This window comes from Chryseobacterium sp. NRRL B-14798 (assembly GCF_050470705.1).
GTDB classification, from domain to species: Bacteria; Bacteroidota; Bacteroidia; order Flavobacteriales; family Weeksellaceae; genus Chryseobacterium; species Chryseobacterium cupriresistens.
In genome coordinates, this window is sequence record NZ_JBFLUL010000005.1 from 2,573,756 (window position 1) to 2,590,503 (window position 16,748).

Here is a 16,748-nt window from a genome sequence, read left to right on the forward strand (position 1 = left end):
TACCAACTTCTTTTTGAGAAAAGTCAGTATTGCAAATACAGGTTTAATAATGGACGAAAAAATAAAATAATAAGGATATTAAATTAAAATACTCATACTAAAGCTCTATCAATGGTTTATAAGTTCTCCCCACCGGAAGCTTTTTTCCATTGATCTGAATAATATTGGCAGATTTTACTTCTATTTTTGACCGGGAAATAATATAGGACTTATGGATACGGGTAAACATTTTGGGGTTTAAAGCTTCTTCTATTTTACTGATGGGCATTTTAAAAGTGAGAGTCTCCGTTTTTGTATGAATATTAATGTATTCTCTTAAACTTTCGATGTAAATAATATCCTGGAGAATAATTTTAACCTTCTTTTTACCACTGTTCAGAAATATAAAATCACGTTCAGAAACTTCGAGTAATGCATCTTCTGCTTCCATTAAATGCTTGAATTTATCAATAGCAGTCAGAAAGCGGTCATAGGGAATGGGTTTCATCAGATAATCCGTGATATCAAGCTCATAGCCTTCTACTGCATATTGATGATACGCTGTTGTAACAATTACAAAAGGAGGATTTTTTACTTTCCTTAGAAAATCAAAGCCTTTTACTACCGGAAGATGAAGATCAAGAAACATTAAATCTACATCATGAATACTTAAAAGACTGCTGGCATATACTGCATCTGCACATTTTCCTACCAGATTCAATTCCTGATCCCGTAATATAAAATTTTCAAGAATTTCTGCTGCAATAGGTTCGTCTTCTACGATAATGCAATTGTATTTTTTAGAGGCTGATGGTGTCATGAAAATCAATGGTTAAAGTTACAGTATAGCGGTTGCTCTTCTCTTCCACGGAAAGCGTATGTTTTGGATAAAGAAGCTCAAGCTGTCTCCGGATATTTTTCAGGCCTATTTTTGTGGAATTTTCATGAGATTTTTCCTGTCTGGAATTTTCTACAAGGTAAGTAAGATTTCCGTTCTTTAAATGAATATCAACGGTAATAAATGCTTCTCCCAGGCTTTCGGAAACGCCATGTTTAAAGGCATTTTCTACAAACTGTATCAATATCAGGGGGGAAATTTCCTGTGAAGGATTATCAATATCTTCAGCAAAATTCACAGTCAGCTGATGGTACCGGATCTTCTGAATCTGTATAAAATCTTTAATATTTTCAATATCCTTGGCTATAGAAATGTTTTTTTCTGCAGCTTCATAAATATTATACCGCATTACTTTGGAAAGCTGGAGGATAACATCGGGAGTTTCATCTGCTTTTTTAAGAGCCATTCCGTAGATGTTATTGAGGGTATTGAAAAGAAAATGGGGATTGATCTGTGCTTTCAGCATGGTAAGTTCCTGATCCAGTTTTTCAGACTTTAACTGAGAGATCTGTTCTTTGAGTATATTCTTCTGCCGGGTAATTTCAACCCCGAAAATAAGACCTGTCATAAAAATAAGATCCATAAAAGAATTGAAAGCCACATAACCATTGATAAATCCGGAAACCTGCTTGCCGTCCAATGTTTCAATAACACCGTAAATATCAGGATATATGATAAAATGTGTTACGAACCGGTGGCCAAAAACAGCTGCTGTTACAATGAAAATATAGAGAATATATTTAAAAACAAATGTAAGATTAACCTTTTCATATACATACAGCAACACATAGGCTAACGGAATTTTAACCAAAAAATAACAGAGTTCCAGCATAAGGGCATTCTGAAGCCTTATTTGCCATTTGAAATCAGGAAACTGATACCTGGACCAGTAAAAGTCAAGGTAAACTTCCAGCGTATAATACAAGATCCAAAAAAGCAAATGAATCCGCCATTTAGATTGACTGTCTGATTTCAAGCTTATGATGATTTAAAAGTACAAAGTACCATTTATTAACCCAAATATAAACATATAAGTCTATCAAATGAAGCCAAAAATCTACAAACTGTTTCTTCTGAATCATTTTACGTGGCAAAGATTCTGGAATAGGTTAACTCTTATTTTTATTCATAAAATATAAAGAGACTTCAGGATACATGAGATTGAAAAAGCATAAGATCAGCAGGACATTGAATTCGATCCCATTGTTTCCGCCTCCTACTACAAACCAACCATTTTGCCAGTGAACATAATAAATCCCGGAAATAAAAATGAGAATATTACAGACCGCTACAGGCTTGATACATTGGTCAATCCAGAGTAAAGGCACTGATAAAAGATGAGTCAGTTTTATGACCCAGGCTATATAAATTCCTGCAGGGCTGAAACCCAATCTGTCCAGATAAGCATGTCCGAAATCATTCACATCCCCACTGAAAATAGAAATCACACTATGCATCAGTAATATCACTGAAAGTGCCAAACGAAGGTAAAAACTCTTTTTCATAGAAACAAAATTAGTATGCGAAAACATACACTTATCATTTTGTATATCAACAACTTTGAAAAAGGTATAAAAGTTTTAGTTTCAGCATAAATTGCAATTTTTATTATTGAGATCTATTGTATGCAATATTAAATCTTTTTAATATTTCAATATAAAGTGATTTAATAAATACAATTTAGTATATTTACATTCAGATAAGACATAATAATGAATTTCCCCCATAATCAGTAATCGGTCTTCATAAGATATTTTACATGATTATAAAAACGATTCTAAGACACAAATGCTTCTATCTTTTTCAACTAAAAAGAGTGGTACAATAACTTACCACTCTTTTATATTATAACCGGAAAAATAACTTGTTTAATTCTGTATCAAATTTTTCTTAATAAAATCTTCCAGTTCCTGGCCATGAAGGTTTTTAGCTATAATCGTTCCCTGTCCGTCAATAATAACATTAAAGGGAAGCTCATCTACTTCATACAGTTTTGCTACAGGGCTTTTCCAGAATTTTAAATCGCTGATCTGTATCCAGTTGATCTGAAACCTGTCGATTGCTTTCTGCCAGCTTTCCTTATTCTTGTCTAAAGAAACGCCCACTATTTCAAACTGATTTTTTTTAACCTGCCCGGAATAAGTGTCATACATTGTTTTCAGTTGAGGTTGTTCTTCTACGCAGGGTGCGCACCAGGTTGCCCAGAAGTCGATCAGAACCAGTTTCCCTTTTAATGCTGAAAGAGAAAATGAAGTTCCATCTGCCTTTGTCATTGTTATTTCAGGAGCTTTCTTCCCTACTTCTATGGTGTTCTGGGCAGAAATATATCCTGAAAACAGTATGAAAAATAATATTGTTAAAGAGTTTTTCATATTAATCATTTGTAGGATAATTTTTATCCAGCCAATCTGTTTTGATGTTTTTCGGAAGGTTTAAAAGCTTTGCATTTTTGAAGCCCAATTCCATTAACAATGCAAATGCAGGACGAATATTAGGACATTTTACAAAAGGACAGCAGCCACAATAGATCACAATTTCTCTGTTCTTAGGAATATCTTTAAGATAATTTCTCAGTTTTTCCAGGTTTTCAGGTTCATGAGTCGGTCCGATGTCTACAGAACCCTTCACAATAGCTTCAGGTCCTACTGAAATGATGACCAGATCGTTTGTTTTTTGATTTTCAATTCTGGAAGCCAGTAATGCCGGATCCATCAGCTGGCTGTCTTTCCATGGATCCTGTTTTTGCTGTGCCTGACTGAATATGGAACAAACCAGGCAGGCAATGATAAACAAATACTTCATACTTTTATTTTTCACAAAGATAAGTTGAAAAGTTCAGAGTTCAGGGCTGATTACTCAAAGCAGGCTTATTTAAATTTTTAATTTTAAACCCGATTCCGAATAATTTTATACATTTATCTAACGTATTGTTGAATCAAAACACGCTTAACAATGGAAGAAAAATTCCAGCCTGATACAATTATTATCGGAACCGGACTGGCAGGGCTTACCGCGGCGATGGAAATTACCAATGCCGGAAAAAAAGTATTGCTTCTGGATCAGGAAACAGAGCAGAATATCGGTGGACAGGCATTCTGGTCATTTGGAGGATTATTTCTGATTAATTCCCCCCAGCAAAGAAGAATGGGAATTAAAGATTCTTATGAGCTGGCACTGCAGGACTGGAAAGGTACCGCTGGTTTTGATCGTCCGGAAGATTACTGGCCCCGCCAGTGGGCTGAAGCTTATCTGAAATTTGCTGCCGGTGAAAAGTACGATTATATTTCCAAACTGGGAATCAGGCTGATGTTTATGGTGGGCTGGGCAGAGCGTGGTGATGGTTCGGCAACGGGTCATGGAAATTCCGTACCCCGTTTTCATGTGAGTTGGGGAACAGGCACAGGCGTGGTAAAACCCTTTGTAGAAAAAGCTTACAAAGCTCAGGAAAAAGGACTGCTTCAGATGAAATTCAGACATCGGGTAACTGAATTGATAGAGGAAAACGGCAAAATGAAAGGCCTTAAAGGAGATATTCTGGAAAATGATAACCAGGAAAGAGGTGCTGCAACGAACAGGAATGTCATCTCTGCATTTGAGTATACAGCGCCTAATATTATCATTGCTTCAGGAGGAATTGGTGCCAATCATGAGCTGGTAAGAAAAAACTGGCCGGAAAGATTGGGAAAAGCACCTGAAAATATGGTCTGTGGTGTTCCTGCTTATGTGGATGGAAAAATGATAGGCATTGCAGAACATGCCGGAGCTCATATCATCAATCCGGACAGGATGTGGCACTATACGGAAGGGTTACAAAACTGGAATCCTATCTGGCCTAATCACGGAATCCGCATATTGCCCGGTCCTTCATCATTATGGTTTGATGCGAAAGGAAAACGTCTCCCCGCTCCTTTTCTTCCCGGTTTTGATACATTGGGAACTTTACAGTATATACAGGAAACCGGATTTTCTTATTCCTGGTTTATTCTTACCCAGAAAATTATTAAAAAAGAATTTGCTCTTTCAGGTTCGGAACAGAATCCGGATATCACCAATAAAGATTATGCTCTTTTTTTGAAAAGGATTTTTGGTAAAAAGGCTCCGGGACCGGTAGAGGCTTTTAAAGAGCACGGAAAAGATTTTATTGTATCAGATAACCTGGAAGATCTGGTTAAAAGAATGAATGAACTGGCAGGAAATAATCTCCTGAAATATGAAAAAATAAAATCACAGATTCAAGCCAGAGACCGCGAACTCAACAATAAATTTTCAAAAGATACCCAGATAAATTATATCCGGAACACCCGGAATTATTTAGGAGATAAACTCGGGCGTGTAGCGGCACCACACAAAATTTTAGATCCTGAAAACGGACCTTTGATTGCTGTACGTCTTAATATTTTAACCCGCAAAACTTTGGGAGGAATAAAAACCAATCTGAATGGCCAGGTATTGAGGGAGGATGACAGCGTCATTGAAGGATTATATGCTGCCGGAGAAGCAGCTGGCTTTGGCGGCGGCGGAATGCATGGCTACAGAGCTTTGGAAGGAACATTTTTAGGAGGCTGCATCTTCTCCGGAATGAAAGCAGGAAAATATATCGGCGGACTTTAAAACTAAATAATAGTATTGAACATGAGCAGTTATTTTGATCATAAAGTCATTTGGATCACAGGTGCATCATCAGGCATTGGAGAAGCTTTAGTGAAAGAGCTTACGAGAAAGAGTAATGCCAAAATTATTCTTTCTTCCAGAAAAGAGGGCCAGCTTCATTCCGTGGCTGAAAATGCCGGCCTAAGTACAGATCGGTATGCGGTCATTCCTTTAGATCTTAAAAATTATAAAGAAATGCCAGCCATTGCAGCGAAGGCAGCTGAGAAGTTTGGAAAGATTGATATTCTGATTAATAATGCCGGATTGTCACAACGGTCGTTAGCCATGGAAACAGATATTGAAGTGGACAAACAGCTGATCGATACTGACTATATTGGAACAGTAGCACTTACTAAAGCAGTTGTACCTTATATGTTTGAAAATAAAGGAGGACAGATTGCTGTTGTATCCAGTCTTATGGGAATTTTTGGCGCTCCTATGAGAAGCGGATACGCAGGTGCAAAACATGCTTTACACGGTTTTTTTGATGCATTTCGGGCAGAATTATTCAGCCAGAATATTAAGATTACGATGATCTGCCCGGGTTTTATACAGACCGATATTTCTATTAATGCAGTCACCGGAGATGGTTCATTACAGGGCACAATGGATGATGCTACGAAGAATGGCATGCCTGTAGATATCTTCGCGAAAAAAATGCTTTATGCCATAGAGAAACAGAAAAGACAGAAAGCGATAGGAGGTAAAGAAGTGATGGCTGTTTACCTGAAACGATTTTTTCCAGGCTTGTTGGCAAAAATAATCCGTAAAGCGAAGGTAGTATAAAGAAAAGCCCGATTCTTTCCTGAATCGGGCTTTTGAGTTAGTTAACGATAATGGTTACCTTTATTTAATCAGGAACCTGCGCCTTTTCATAAATCAGTCCCTCATTTTTTAATTCTTTCCAGAATTCGGCAGGAATGTTGGTTTGCAAGGCATTCATATTATCTTTCACCTGCTCAGGCTGGCTGGCACCGGGAATAATGGAAGCGAATTCGTCAGCGGCCAGTACAAAATGCAGTGCGGCATCAATAAGGCTTATATTGTATTTTTCGGCAATGGAAGTCATCCTGGCTCGCTTTTCATGCATTCCTTTCGGAATCACATCTTTATAATTATAGCGTTCTCTTCCTGCTATATAGCCTGAATTGTACCCTGCTCCCGAAACCAGTTTTACCCCTGCTTTTTTAACTGCAGGAAGAAGACGGTCCACAGCATCTTCATGTTCGAGAATGGAATATTGCGTGGCCGACAAACAGATATCAGGATCAGCAGATTCAATACAGTCTAAAATAGGTTCTATTTTATTAACACCCATTCCCCATGCCTTTATAATTCCCTGACTGCGAAGTTCAGAAAGAATTTTAAAAGCTCCGTTTCTTGCCTGTTTCAGAAAATAAGGATAACGGTCCCCTACCTGATCTTCAGACAGATCATGAATATAAACAATATCAATATGACTCAATCCGGTTCTTTCCAGGCTGTCTTCAATGGATTTTTGTACAGCATAAGATGTATAATCATGGAAGAAGTCATAGTTAAGAGGCTTTTTCCACATCGTTGGAGGAACTTCAGATTCCGGAACCTGTTGAAAAAGTCTCCCCACTTTGGTTGAGAAAATAAAATCATCCCTGTCTTTATCTGTAAGAAAATGTCCAAATCTTCTTTCACTTTTGGTTAATCCGTACCACGGAGAAGTATCATAATACCGCACCCCGCTATCCCAGGCCGTCTGTAATATTTCATGAGCCTGTTCATCCGTAATGTTTTCAAAAGCTGTTCCTATTGCTACACCCCCTATTCCCAGTCGGTGCTTTTCTGTTAAAATGTCTGATTTCATATGTTGAATATTTAAAGTGTTGGATGATTGTTACAGTACAAACATCATGCTGCCCTCCATAGAAATGTTAAAAAGAAAATTGTAATGAAACACTGAAATCCGTACCAGCTGCCGGAACAATAGCTATTTCAGTATTTTGAATATTATGTTAAATATTTATTTCGCAGCTCCTTTGGTCTTGTTATTGAATGAATTTCAGTACACCATTTGAAATAATCACATACTATGAAAAAGCATATTCTAATCGTAGGAGGAGGATTTGCGGGCATCAACCTTATCAAATCTCTCAGAAATGATAAAAGGTTCAGAATAACTCTGGTTGATAAAAACAATTATCATTTTTTCCCGCCACTTATCTATCAGGTAGCTACTTCGTTTATAGAAGCTTCCAATATCAGTTATCCTTTCAGAAAACTGTTTTCAAACAATAAAAATGTGAAATTTCACATGGGCAGCCTTCTCAGGGTAAATCCTGAAAATAAGACCATAGAAACTGATACGGGGATTCTCAGTTATGATTATCTGGTACTGGCATTAGGGACAGAGACTAATTTTTTTGGAATGGAAAATGTAAAGAGATGTTCGCTTCCGATGAAAAATATAGAAGAAGCACTCTATCTGAGGAATCATATTCTGCTGACTCTGGAAGAAGCCGCTAGAAATAAAGACATTAAAGAAGCCGAAAAACTTCAAAATATCGTGATTGCCGGAGGTGGACCTACAGGAGTAGAACTGGCAGGAATGCTTGCGGAAATGGGAAAATATATAGCCCAGAAAGAATATCCGGAAATCAAACTGGGACTTTCCAATCTTTATCTTATTGATGCTTTACCTACTTTACTTTCGCCTATGAGCCAGCTGGCCCAGAAAACGGCCTATGAGAAGCTGAAAGAATTAGGAGTGAAAATCCTTTTGAATGTATCTGTAAAAGATTATAAAGACTGTAAAGTCATTCTGAGCGATGGAAATTCTATTGAAACAGAAACCCTGATCTGGACTTCCGGTGTCATTGGAAAAGAAATCCCCGGTCTGCCGGAAGAAACTATCGGGAAAGGCAGACGAATATTGGTGGATGACTATAATAAAGTAACCGGAACTACCAATATTTATGCGTTGGGAGACATATGTCTGATGCTGACAGAAGAAAAATATCCAAAAGGACATCCTCAGCTGGCTCAGGTTGCCATTCAGCAGGCTAAAAATCTCGCTTCCAATTTTAAACGGATAGAAGACGGAAAAATCCTGGAACAATTCCGGTACAATGATAAAGGAAGTATGGCCATCATATCAAAATACAACGCGGTAGTAGATCTTCCGAAAAATTCCTTTAACGGTTTTATAGCCTGGCTTACCTGGCTTTTCATCCACATCATTCCGCTGGTAGGGTTTAAAAATAAACTTCAACTGGCCATGGACTGGTTCCGGCTATTCATCACCAATAATCCATCCATCCGGCTTATTCTCTTTCCGAAAAGAAATACAGGAAACGGGTCATGATGAAATACAAACACTTAAATCTATCATATTATGAAAAATCAAAGAAGGCCTCCGTTTTTTGGAGAAACAGTCGTCATCACCGGTGCTTCAAGCGGAGTTGGTAAGGCTACGGCAGAAGCTTTTGCCGAACAGGGAGCTGATCTGGTATTGGCAGCAAGAGGAGAAGAAGCACTTACAGAAACCGCAGAATTATGCAGAAAACTGGGAGCTACAGTGATTGCTGTTCCTACCGATACTTCTGTTGCAGAAGATGTTCAGAACCTTGTCAGAGAAGCTTTGGAATTCAGCGGGAAAATTGATTATTGGGTGAATAATGCCGGAGTGCTTGCATTTGGAAAATTTGAAGAAATTCCGGTAGATATCAGCGATCAGATTGTGAAAACCAACCTTTTGGGGTATATGCATTCGGCACATGCAGTGCTTCCTGTTTTTAAAAAGCAGAAAAAAGGAGTCTTACTGAATAATATTTCTATTGGCGGATGGATGCCGGCACCTTATGGAACAGCCTATACGGCCTCGAAATTTGGCGTTCGCGGAATGGTAGAAACCCTGCAGGGTGAAGTTTCAGATTTTCCTGACATCCATATTTGTGCGCTTTATCCCGGTTTTCAGAAATCATCAGGAATAGAACATGCTGCCAATTATTCGGGAATAAAGCTCAGCACACCTCCTCCATCGTTTGATCCCCGTGAGCTGGCTGCTGCTATTGTGAAAACAGCTAAAAATCCAACTGAAGCCTCTTATCCGGACTGGTCTGCTGTTGTGTTTAAAAATTTATATGAAATGTTTCCGGGAATCATCCGTTATGTATCTTCTGCAGGAATGAGAATGATAATGAAGAAAGCCAATAAGGCAGAAAATACAGGTGGAAATGTCCGCCAGTCTTCCTCAGGAAATATGGAAATTGATGGGAAAACACTATTATCTGTTTCTACAAGACCTTTGATTTTGGCAGGAGCAGGAATCATTGGAGCATTGGCTGTTGGGCTGATTTTTTCAGGAAAAACGAAAGAAATAAGGTAAGATTAATAGAAATAAACAGTCATCGCTATAGTTTGAAAAAGGCTCTTTACTATATTTTTTGTGATATATTTCATAAATTTACAGAACTGTATCAATCTGATGATAGTGTAAAATATTTCGACGGTGAAAATTCACAACAAAAAAAAGTACCTCAGTTTCCTTAAATTTAAAAGAGATTTCCAGAAATACGGACTGGAAAAAGCACGCAGTTATGAGCTTATCCTGCATTGGCTGAACAACAGACTGAGTAGAAATCAATTTCTTGTTCTTTCCGGAATTCTGGTAGGCTGCACGGCGGGTCTGGCGGGAGTTATCCTGAAAACACTGGTGCACAATATCCATTATTTCATTACCAATAAGGTTCATTTTGAATATCAGATTTTATTCTATATTGTTTTTCCTTTCTTAGGAATCGTTCTGACAACGATGATTGTTCTTACCTTGTTTAAAGGTCAGGATCGTAAAGGAATCGGGGCTATTTTATACGAAATTGCACAGAATTCCAGTATTGTGGCTTCTGTTAAAATGTATTCCCAGGTAATACAAAGTGCTGTTACCGTAGGATTGGGAGGGTCTGCTGGATTGGAAAGCCCTATTGCCGTTACCGGAGCTGCTATTGGTTCCAACTATGCACAAACCTACAGGTTAAGTTATAAAGAACGTACGTTGTTACTGGCCGCCGGAGCAACTGCCGGGATTGCTTCAGCATTTAATGCCCCGATTGCAGGGATTATGTTTGCCTTTGAAATTCTTTTAACCGGAGTGGTTTTCACCGATTTCATTCCGTTGGTTGTAGCTGCGGTTTGCGGAAGTCTTTTATCAAGGATTTTACTTCAGGAAGATGTTCTTTTCAGGTTTTATACCAGGGATCCCTTCAACTATAAAAATGTTCCGTATTATCTTATTTTAGGGATTGTTACAGGATTGTATGCCCGTTATTTTGTGATTATTTCTCAAAAAGTAGAACATTTTATAAAAGGACTGCAGCTTTCGAGAATGCGTAAAGCTATGTTTGGAGGCGCCGTACTTTCCCTGTTATGTGTTCTTTTTCCACCGTTGTTTGGGGAAGGTTATGAAACAGTAAAAGCTTTTACGAATGGAAACACCTACTCCATTATTGAAAACAGTTTTTTCAGGTATTTTGAGATCGGAGACTGGACTATTATCATATTTCTTGTACTGGTATTGCTTTTAAAGGCATTTGCTACTTCATTTACAATCTTTAGCGGTGGAAATGGCGGTAACTTTGCTCCGTCTCTTTTTGCAGGTGGAACTCTGGGCTATCTGTTTGCGTTGGTATGCCAGCATTTAGGGTTTACAGATGTTCCGGTGACCAATCTCGTTTTGGTAGGAATGGCAGGAGCAATGAGCGGTGTTTTGTATGCTCCTCTTACTGCAATTTTCCTGATCGCTGAATCCAGCTTCGGGTATGATTTGTTTATTCCTCTAATGATTGTATCCATTATATCTTATCTTATTGCCAAATGGTTTTCCCCGATTTCTCCTGAATTAAAATCATTAGCTGATGAAGGAAAAATTTTTACGAATAAACATGACAAGAACCTGCTGTTTGCTTTAAGAACTGAAGATTTTATTGATCAATATTCACAGACAATTAATGAAAATGCTTCTGTTACAGAACTGTTTGAAATGTTGAAGAATGGTAATAAAAATATTTTCGCCGTTGTGGATGAGAACAGAAAATTGAAAGGAGTTCTGACGTTGGATGATATAAGGCCTTATCTTTTTAATAAAGAAATTGAAACGTCCCAGACGGTTACCCAGATTATGAAAGCACCACCTGCGGTTCTTCATCGTGAAAATAAACCTCTGGATATTCTCCAGACCTTTGATGATACAGGTGTATGGAATCTTCCGGTAGTGAATGATGGTAATGATTTCATCGGTTTTATCTCAAAATCCTCAATATTAATGAGCTACAGACAGCTTCTGAAAGAATATTCCGATTAATAGTAACAACAGAATATAACAATCGGAAACCTCAATTCCCCCTCCTCCGGAGGGTGGCAAAAATTCAAAGAATTTTTGACGGGTGGTTATCATCGTCTACTCAAAAAAAAACCGTTCATTGCTGAACGGATTTAATTTTTAATCTATAATGAAAGTCGAAAAAATTAGTTGCTCGCTCTATTAAGCAGCTCAATATCTTCCTGATCCAGAACAAGTTTTGGTGCATTGAAGACTGTTTCAAGCTGGGAAGCACTGGTAGCACTTACAATGGGTGCTGTAATCAGAGGATTGGTTAACAGCCATGCCAGAGAAACTGTCCCCTGTGTTGTATGATGCTTTGCACTTACCTGATCCAGCGCTTTTAATACTTCCAGTCCTTTAGGATTTAAATATTTTCTTACGCCCTCACCTCTTGCACTTTTTGCCAGATCTGCTTCATCACGGTATTTACCGGTTAAGAAACCTGCTGCCAAAGACCAATAAGGAAAGACACTTAAACCAAACTGCTCTGCCAGAGGGGCATAATTTTGCTCAAATCCATCTCTTTCCATTAGGTTGTAATGAGGTTGTAACGCAACATATTTGGGCAGATTATTCTTTTCTGCTGCTTCAAATGATGCTTTCAAACGTTCCGGTGATAAGTTGGAAGCCGCAATATAACGTACTTTTCCAGCCTTAATGATCTCATCATAAGCAGAAAGTGTTTCTTCCACGGGAGTAATATTATCGTCAAAGTGTGTATAATAAAGATCAATATGATCGGTCTGAAGTCTTTGCAGAGACTCATCTACAGATTTAAGAATATGTTTTTTGCTGATATCATAGCCATGTTCTTTCGTTTCTGAGCCTACTTTCGTAGCTAAAACGATATCATTACGGTTACATCTGCTCTTCATCCATTTTCCGATGATCTCTTCAGACTGTCCGCCTTTTCCATTCACCCACCATGAATAGGTATCTGCAGTATCTATAAAATTGAATCCTGCTTCAGCAAAGCGGTCCAGTATTTCAAAAGACTGTTTCTCGTCCAATGTCCATCCAAAAACATTTCCTCCGAAGTTGATGGGTGCAATCGTTAAATCGGTGTTTTTGATCTTTCTTTTTTCCATAAAAATAATTTTACTAAGTGATCTCTAAGGTAGGGAATATTAAGCCTGGAAAATATTCAAAATGACCATTCCGGCCATAGTTATTATAAATGGGAATGCTGATGTTTCCTCAGTTTTTTTGATTAATTGAATGTGTTGGAAAAGCGCAAAGGCGCAAATAATTTAAAAGCTAACTGCTTTAAGACGCAAAAATTTTATCTTCGATAAAATTGAATACTGCTTATTTTTATGTTTTTTGCAAAAAATCTATAGAATCTCTTAACATATCATTTTCTGAAAATCTTACATTGATTAAAGTTGAAATGTTCTTAGGCCTTTGCCGCTTCTAACAAAAATACATGTGATTTCATTAGTAAAAAAAATAAAAACAGCCATGTAAAAGCTGTTTTTATTATCTATCAATTAAAAATACGGTTATTTTTCAACCTGAGGAATGTCAATAGCGATAAGCTGAAGTTTGTATTCCTGTAACTGATGATAAATGGTTGACAAACCGTTGCTGAAGAATGGTGATGCTTTAAAAAGCTCATGATAATATTCGATACCCTCAAGAACATTTTTCCTGAAAGCATTCCATTTTTTTGTCTGCGAATGGGTAATCTGTGCAGTGGATTCGGTGATTTCCTTTCTCAGATAATCCACATACATTTTTAATTCATTAATAAACATATTCGGACGTTGGTTGTCTGAAAGAATATTGGAGTTTCCGTAGATATGTTTTACCATTTCCGAAAGAGAAACTTCCTTATCAAAAAAGGCAATATTCGGTCCCGGACATATTACAACGCCTTGCTTTTCCCCTTTGATTTCCAGATTCTGCTCCATGTATGCAGCATTCACAAGTCCTACACACAGACACGCTTTATTCGTAATGTCGGATTTTCTTTTATTAAATTCCTTTTCTGTAAGGGTTTCCTTATTGTCGTACAGTTCTTTGAGTTTGATATCCTGGTATTTTCTGGAAGCGGTACAGGTTCCTTCCGGAGAAAATTCTTTGCTTAATGCCAGAAGTTTTTTGGGACACGAGCTTCCATATTTACCTTTTGCTTCTTTTTCAAACTTTAACCGTTCATTGGATGTTCCTTTTACTGTATTGAAAGGCACTCCTAAAGGCGAAATATTACTCAGATAGAAATCCTGTTCTTTTGATCGTAAAAGTAAATTTCTGGTTTCTGCATCTACCGATGTTGCTTCGGGTACCAACAAAAACGGAGAACCCCATCCTATGCTGTCTACATTATAATTTGCCAGTAAAAACCCGTGTTCTTCAGCAGTTCCTACTCCACCCTGAACGGTAATTTTCATTTCTAAAGGTTCGGAAACTACATGCTTTCCTTTTTGTTCCAAAGCAGCTGTCATTAAGGAATGGGCTGATTGTATCAGATCGTTTTTTTTCTGCTTGAATTCTTCCATGATAGGCCCGAGAAGCATTCCTTCAGTGGCAAAAGCGTGACCTCCGCAATTCAATCCGGATTCTATTCTGTATTCAGAAACCCATAATCCTTTTTTGGCCAGAAAGTTCCCCTGAATCATTGCAGAACGGAAATCGCTTACTTTAAGGATAATTTTCTTTTTGATGTTTCCGTTTTCGTCCGGGAAAAAATCTTCAAACTCCTCCATATAGCTGTACAAACGGGGATTCATCCCTGCAGAAAGAACCATTGATGATGATAATTTGCTTTTGGCAAATCCGCGCAGTGAGGCATGAGCATCATTATACATCACAGGAAGCTGTTCATTATTCTGATAGTTGTCTTTATCTACTTTCGTCATGATATTGACATCAATACTTCCCGGTTTTAAATTCGATTCAATGAAGTTTTTAATATTGGAACTCCAGTTATCTTTTTGATTGATAAGATTTTGAAGGCTGTTTTTGAGGTCTGATGTATTCGGAAGCATAGCCATGAATTCCTTCAAAGCTTCCTTGTTTTTGCTGATTTCCTGTTTGAAAGATTCAAATTTTTCATTCACGATATCATCTACCATATCCAGATAAGCGGTAACTCTTTTTGCTCTGTAATCTTCTGTTTTTGTTGAGATTCCGAAATAGTCAAGATTGAACTTTTTGTTGTAAAAGTTCTTCATTTTTTCCAGGATTTCATCATCAATAATAGAGATGACGGAAGAAATTCCATACTGGGCAACACGAATCGGGCTGTCTATGGTATAAGCCAGTCCCATTACCGGAATATGGAAATTGTGCAAAGGTTTTTGTGTCATAAAGTTTTGATAAAAGTTTTTTATTGTTCATCTAAAAATCTTTACAACTATTCACTTCTTAAAAATATTATTTTAAAATGAATTATGCGTCAAATAGTATTTTAATTATTGAAAACATGTCAAATGTCATTTTTTTAATTGTTTGAAATAAAAAAGATCAGCTGAATAACTGATCTTTTCTTCTTGTCTGTTTTATTCTAACCACAAAAGTCCCAAAAGTTTTTGACACTTAACTTCTTTTCATAAGAACCTTGCTTAAACTTAATAAGTACACCTAAGTTTTTGAAAATCTTTGATTTTCGCTTATGTGAAATTTTTCTACATCATTATTTTCAGCTTAGTTAAGTGGCTAAAGTGTTTCAAAATAAAAGCTTTTGTGTCTTTTGTGGTTTCACATTAATTATTCTGCTTTGTTTTTAAGCATCATCAGAAGACTGTAAGCCCCTTTCTGTACAATTTTCTTATCCTTTAAAGCATCTGCTTTTACAATCTCCGTAAACTGATCGTCAGCAATTCCGGTGACCACTGGAATCATTTTGTAATTGGATTTTCCAAGGTCTTCAAAAACATAATTTTTGTTTTCAAAAGAAACGATCGCTTCGTTGGGAAGTCCCTGAGTGTAACGGCCGCTGATATTGACTTCGGCATTCACATACATTCCTTTTACAAATTCCCTGTTCACAGAAGATAATCTGGCGATTGCGGTTGCAGAACCGCCGTTTTCGATACTGGGAACTACACTGACAATTTTAGCATCGGATTTCACATCCGGATTCTGATTGTTGTACACCAGAATTTCCTGCCCCACTTTTACATCATTCACATCATTTTCAAAAACCTTTAATTCTAAAAGTAATCCAGCTGGATTAATCAGCTCAAATAATGTATCTGCCGGGTTGATATACTGCCCGTTATTCACAAGAATTTTACTTACAAAACCTGTAAAAGGAGCATAAATGTTGATTTTACTTCTGATATTTCCGGTAGTCAGACCTTTGGCATTAATTCCGATGATTCTCAGTTTTTCCTCAAGTCCTTTTAAAGTAGCATTCAAAGTAGAATAATCTGCCTGAGCAGTCTGCAGGGTTTTGTCACTGCTGGCTTTGCTTGTATTCAAATCTTTCTGACGGTTGAAATTCAGTCTTGCCGCTTCGAGCTGAGCTTTGGTCACCAGATAATCCTGCTGTAACTGTATAAACTGAGGGTCTTCTACTACTGCAAGCACTTGTCCTTTGCTGAAATGACTTCCATTAATGACATTGATCGATTTGATATGTCCACCCATGATACTGGAAACCAAACTGATATGAGATGGTGCAATTTCTGCCTTTCCGTTGAGCCTTACCAGCTTTTCCATATTCCTGTTCTGAATACTGGTTGTTGTTAACCCTACAGACTGAATCTGTTTTTCTGTAAGATGAACAGAGTTTTTGTCGTTCTTGGAAAATTTGGTGTTTTCGTAAACCGTTTTTTCTTCTTCTTTTTTACCGGAACATGAAGATAAAGTAAGGATGAAAGCAAGGCTGTATAGTGGTATATTCTTGAAATGCATGATATA

Annotated in this window: 14 protein-coding genes; 5 read left to right on the plus strand and 9 right to left on the minus strand. The window is 37.5% G+C overall.

From position 1 onward, the window contains the following. Nucleotides 1–97: 97 nt before the first annotated feature. From AB1278_RS12055 to AB1278_RS12075, 5 genes are all read right to left on the minus strand, one after another. Nucleotides 98–799, minus strand: a complete 702-nt coding sequence (locus tag AB1278_RS12055) for a LytR/AlgR family response regulator transcription factor (protein WP_227942136.1) — start codon at nucleotides 797–799, stop codon at nucleotides 98–100. Beyond that, nucleotides 780–1,817, minus strand: coding sequence for a sensor histidine kinase (locus AB1278_RS12060; protein WP_429814560.1), 1,038 nt, complete (start codon nucleotides 1,815–1,817; stop codon nucleotides 780–782). The genes AB1278_RS12055 and AB1278_RS12060 overlap by 20 nt, the downstream gene beginning before the upstream one ends. A 169-nt stretch (nucleotides 1,818–1,986) precedes the next feature. Continuing rightward, a complete protein-coding gene (locus tag AB1278_RS12065) occupies nucleotides 1,987–2,382 on the minus strand; it encodes a DoxX family protein (protein ID WP_429814563.1) in 396 nt (131 codons plus the stop codon). A gap of 363 nt (nucleotides 2,383–2,745) precedes the next feature. Then, the gene (locus AB1278_RS12070; RefSeq protein WP_238349619.1) at nucleotides 2,746–3,249 is read right to left on the minus strand and encodes a TlpA family protein disulfide reductase; all 504 of its coding nucleotides are present in this window, start codon (nucleotides 3,247–3,249) and stop codon (nucleotides 2,746–2,748) included. A gap of 1 nt (nucleotide 3,250) precedes the next feature. Next, on the minus strand, nucleotides 3,251–3,679 hold the full coding sequence (locus AB1278_RS12075; protein WP_202840347.1) for a rhodanese-like domain-containing protein: 429 nt from the start codon (nucleotides 3,677–3,679) through the stop codon (nucleotides 3,251–3,253). 150 nt (nucleotides 3,680–3,829) lie between these two features. Here AB1278_RS12075 and AB1278_RS12080 point away from each other — a divergent pair, with 150 nt between their 5' ends. Then, nucleotides 3,830–5,488: an FAD-binding dehydrogenase gene (locus tag AB1278_RS12080; RefSeq protein WP_429814566.1), complete on the plus strand. Its 1,659-nt coding sequence runs from the start codon at nucleotides 3,830–3,832 to the stop codon at nucleotides 5,486–5,488. Nucleotides 5,489–5,509: 21 nt separating this feature from the next. Further along, nucleotides 5,510–6,313 carry an SDR family oxidoreductase gene (locus tag AB1278_RS12085; protein ID WP_429814569.1) on the plus strand — a complete coding sequence of 268 codons (804 nt, stop codon included), beginning with the start codon at nucleotides 5,510–5,512 and terminating at the stop codon, nucleotides 6,311–6,313. Nucleotides 6,314–6,377: 64 nt separating this feature from the next. Here the strand turns inward: AB1278_RS12085 and AB1278_RS12090 are convergent, their stop codons facing one another. Beyond that, the gene (locus AB1278_RS12090) at nucleotides 6,378–7,367 is read right to left on the minus strand and encodes an aldo/keto reductase (RefSeq protein ID WP_429814571.1); all 990 of its coding nucleotides are present in this window, start codon (nucleotides 7,365–7,367) and stop codon (nucleotides 6,378–6,380) included. 225 nt (nucleotides 7,368–7,592) lie between these two features. On the opposite strand from AB1278_RS12090, the gene AB1278_RS12095 reads away from it, so the two are divergent. The 3 genes from AB1278_RS12095 (at nucleotide 7,593) to AB1278_RS12105 (ending at nucleotide 11,858) form a co-directional block, all read left to right on the plus strand. After that, a complete protein-coding gene (locus tag AB1278_RS12095) occupies nucleotides 7,593–8,864 on the plus strand; it encodes an NAD(P)/FAD-dependent oxidoreductase (protein WP_202840339.1) in 1,272 nt (423 codons plus the stop codon). A gap of 30 nt (nucleotides 8,865–8,894) precedes the next feature. Then, nucleotides 8,895–9,887 carry an SDR family oxidoreductase gene (locus AB1278_RS12100; protein ID WP_343638383.1) on the plus strand — a complete coding sequence of 331 codons (993 nt, stop codon included), beginning with the start codon at nucleotides 8,895–8,897 and terminating at the stop codon, nucleotides 9,885–9,887. 123 nt (nucleotides 9,888–10,010) lie between these two features. After that, complete coding sequence (locus AB1278_RS12105) at nucleotides 10,011–11,858, plus strand: chloride channel protein (RefSeq protein ID WP_429814575.1); 1,848 nt, start codon at nucleotides 10,011–10,013, stop codon at nucleotides 11,856–11,858. 164 nt (nucleotides 11,859–12,022) lie between these two features. On the opposite strand, the gene AB1278_RS12110 is transcribed toward AB1278_RS12105, so the two are convergent. From AB1278_RS12110 to AB1278_RS12120, 3 genes are all read right to left on the minus strand, one after another. Continuing rightward, nucleotides 12,023–12,967, minus strand: coding sequence for an aldo/keto reductase (locus AB1278_RS12110; protein ID WP_343638387.1), 945 nt, complete (start codon nucleotides 12,965–12,967; stop codon nucleotides 12,023–12,025). A 414-nt stretch (nucleotides 12,968–13,381) separates the two neighbouring features. Next, nucleotides 13,382–15,190, minus strand: a complete 1,809-nt coding sequence (locus AB1278_RS12115; protein ID WP_202840331.1) for a hypothetical protein — start codon at nucleotides 15,188–15,190, stop codon at nucleotides 13,382–13,384. Between the two features lie 400 nt (nucleotides 15,191–15,590). Further along, the gene (locus tag AB1278_RS12120) at nucleotides 15,591–16,742 is read right to left on the minus strand and encodes an efflux RND transporter periplasmic adaptor subunit (protein ID WP_202840329.1); all 1,152 of its coding nucleotides are present in this window, start codon (nucleotides 16,740–16,742) and stop codon (nucleotides 15,591–15,593) included. Nucleotides 16,743–16,748: the final 6 nt, after the last annotated feature.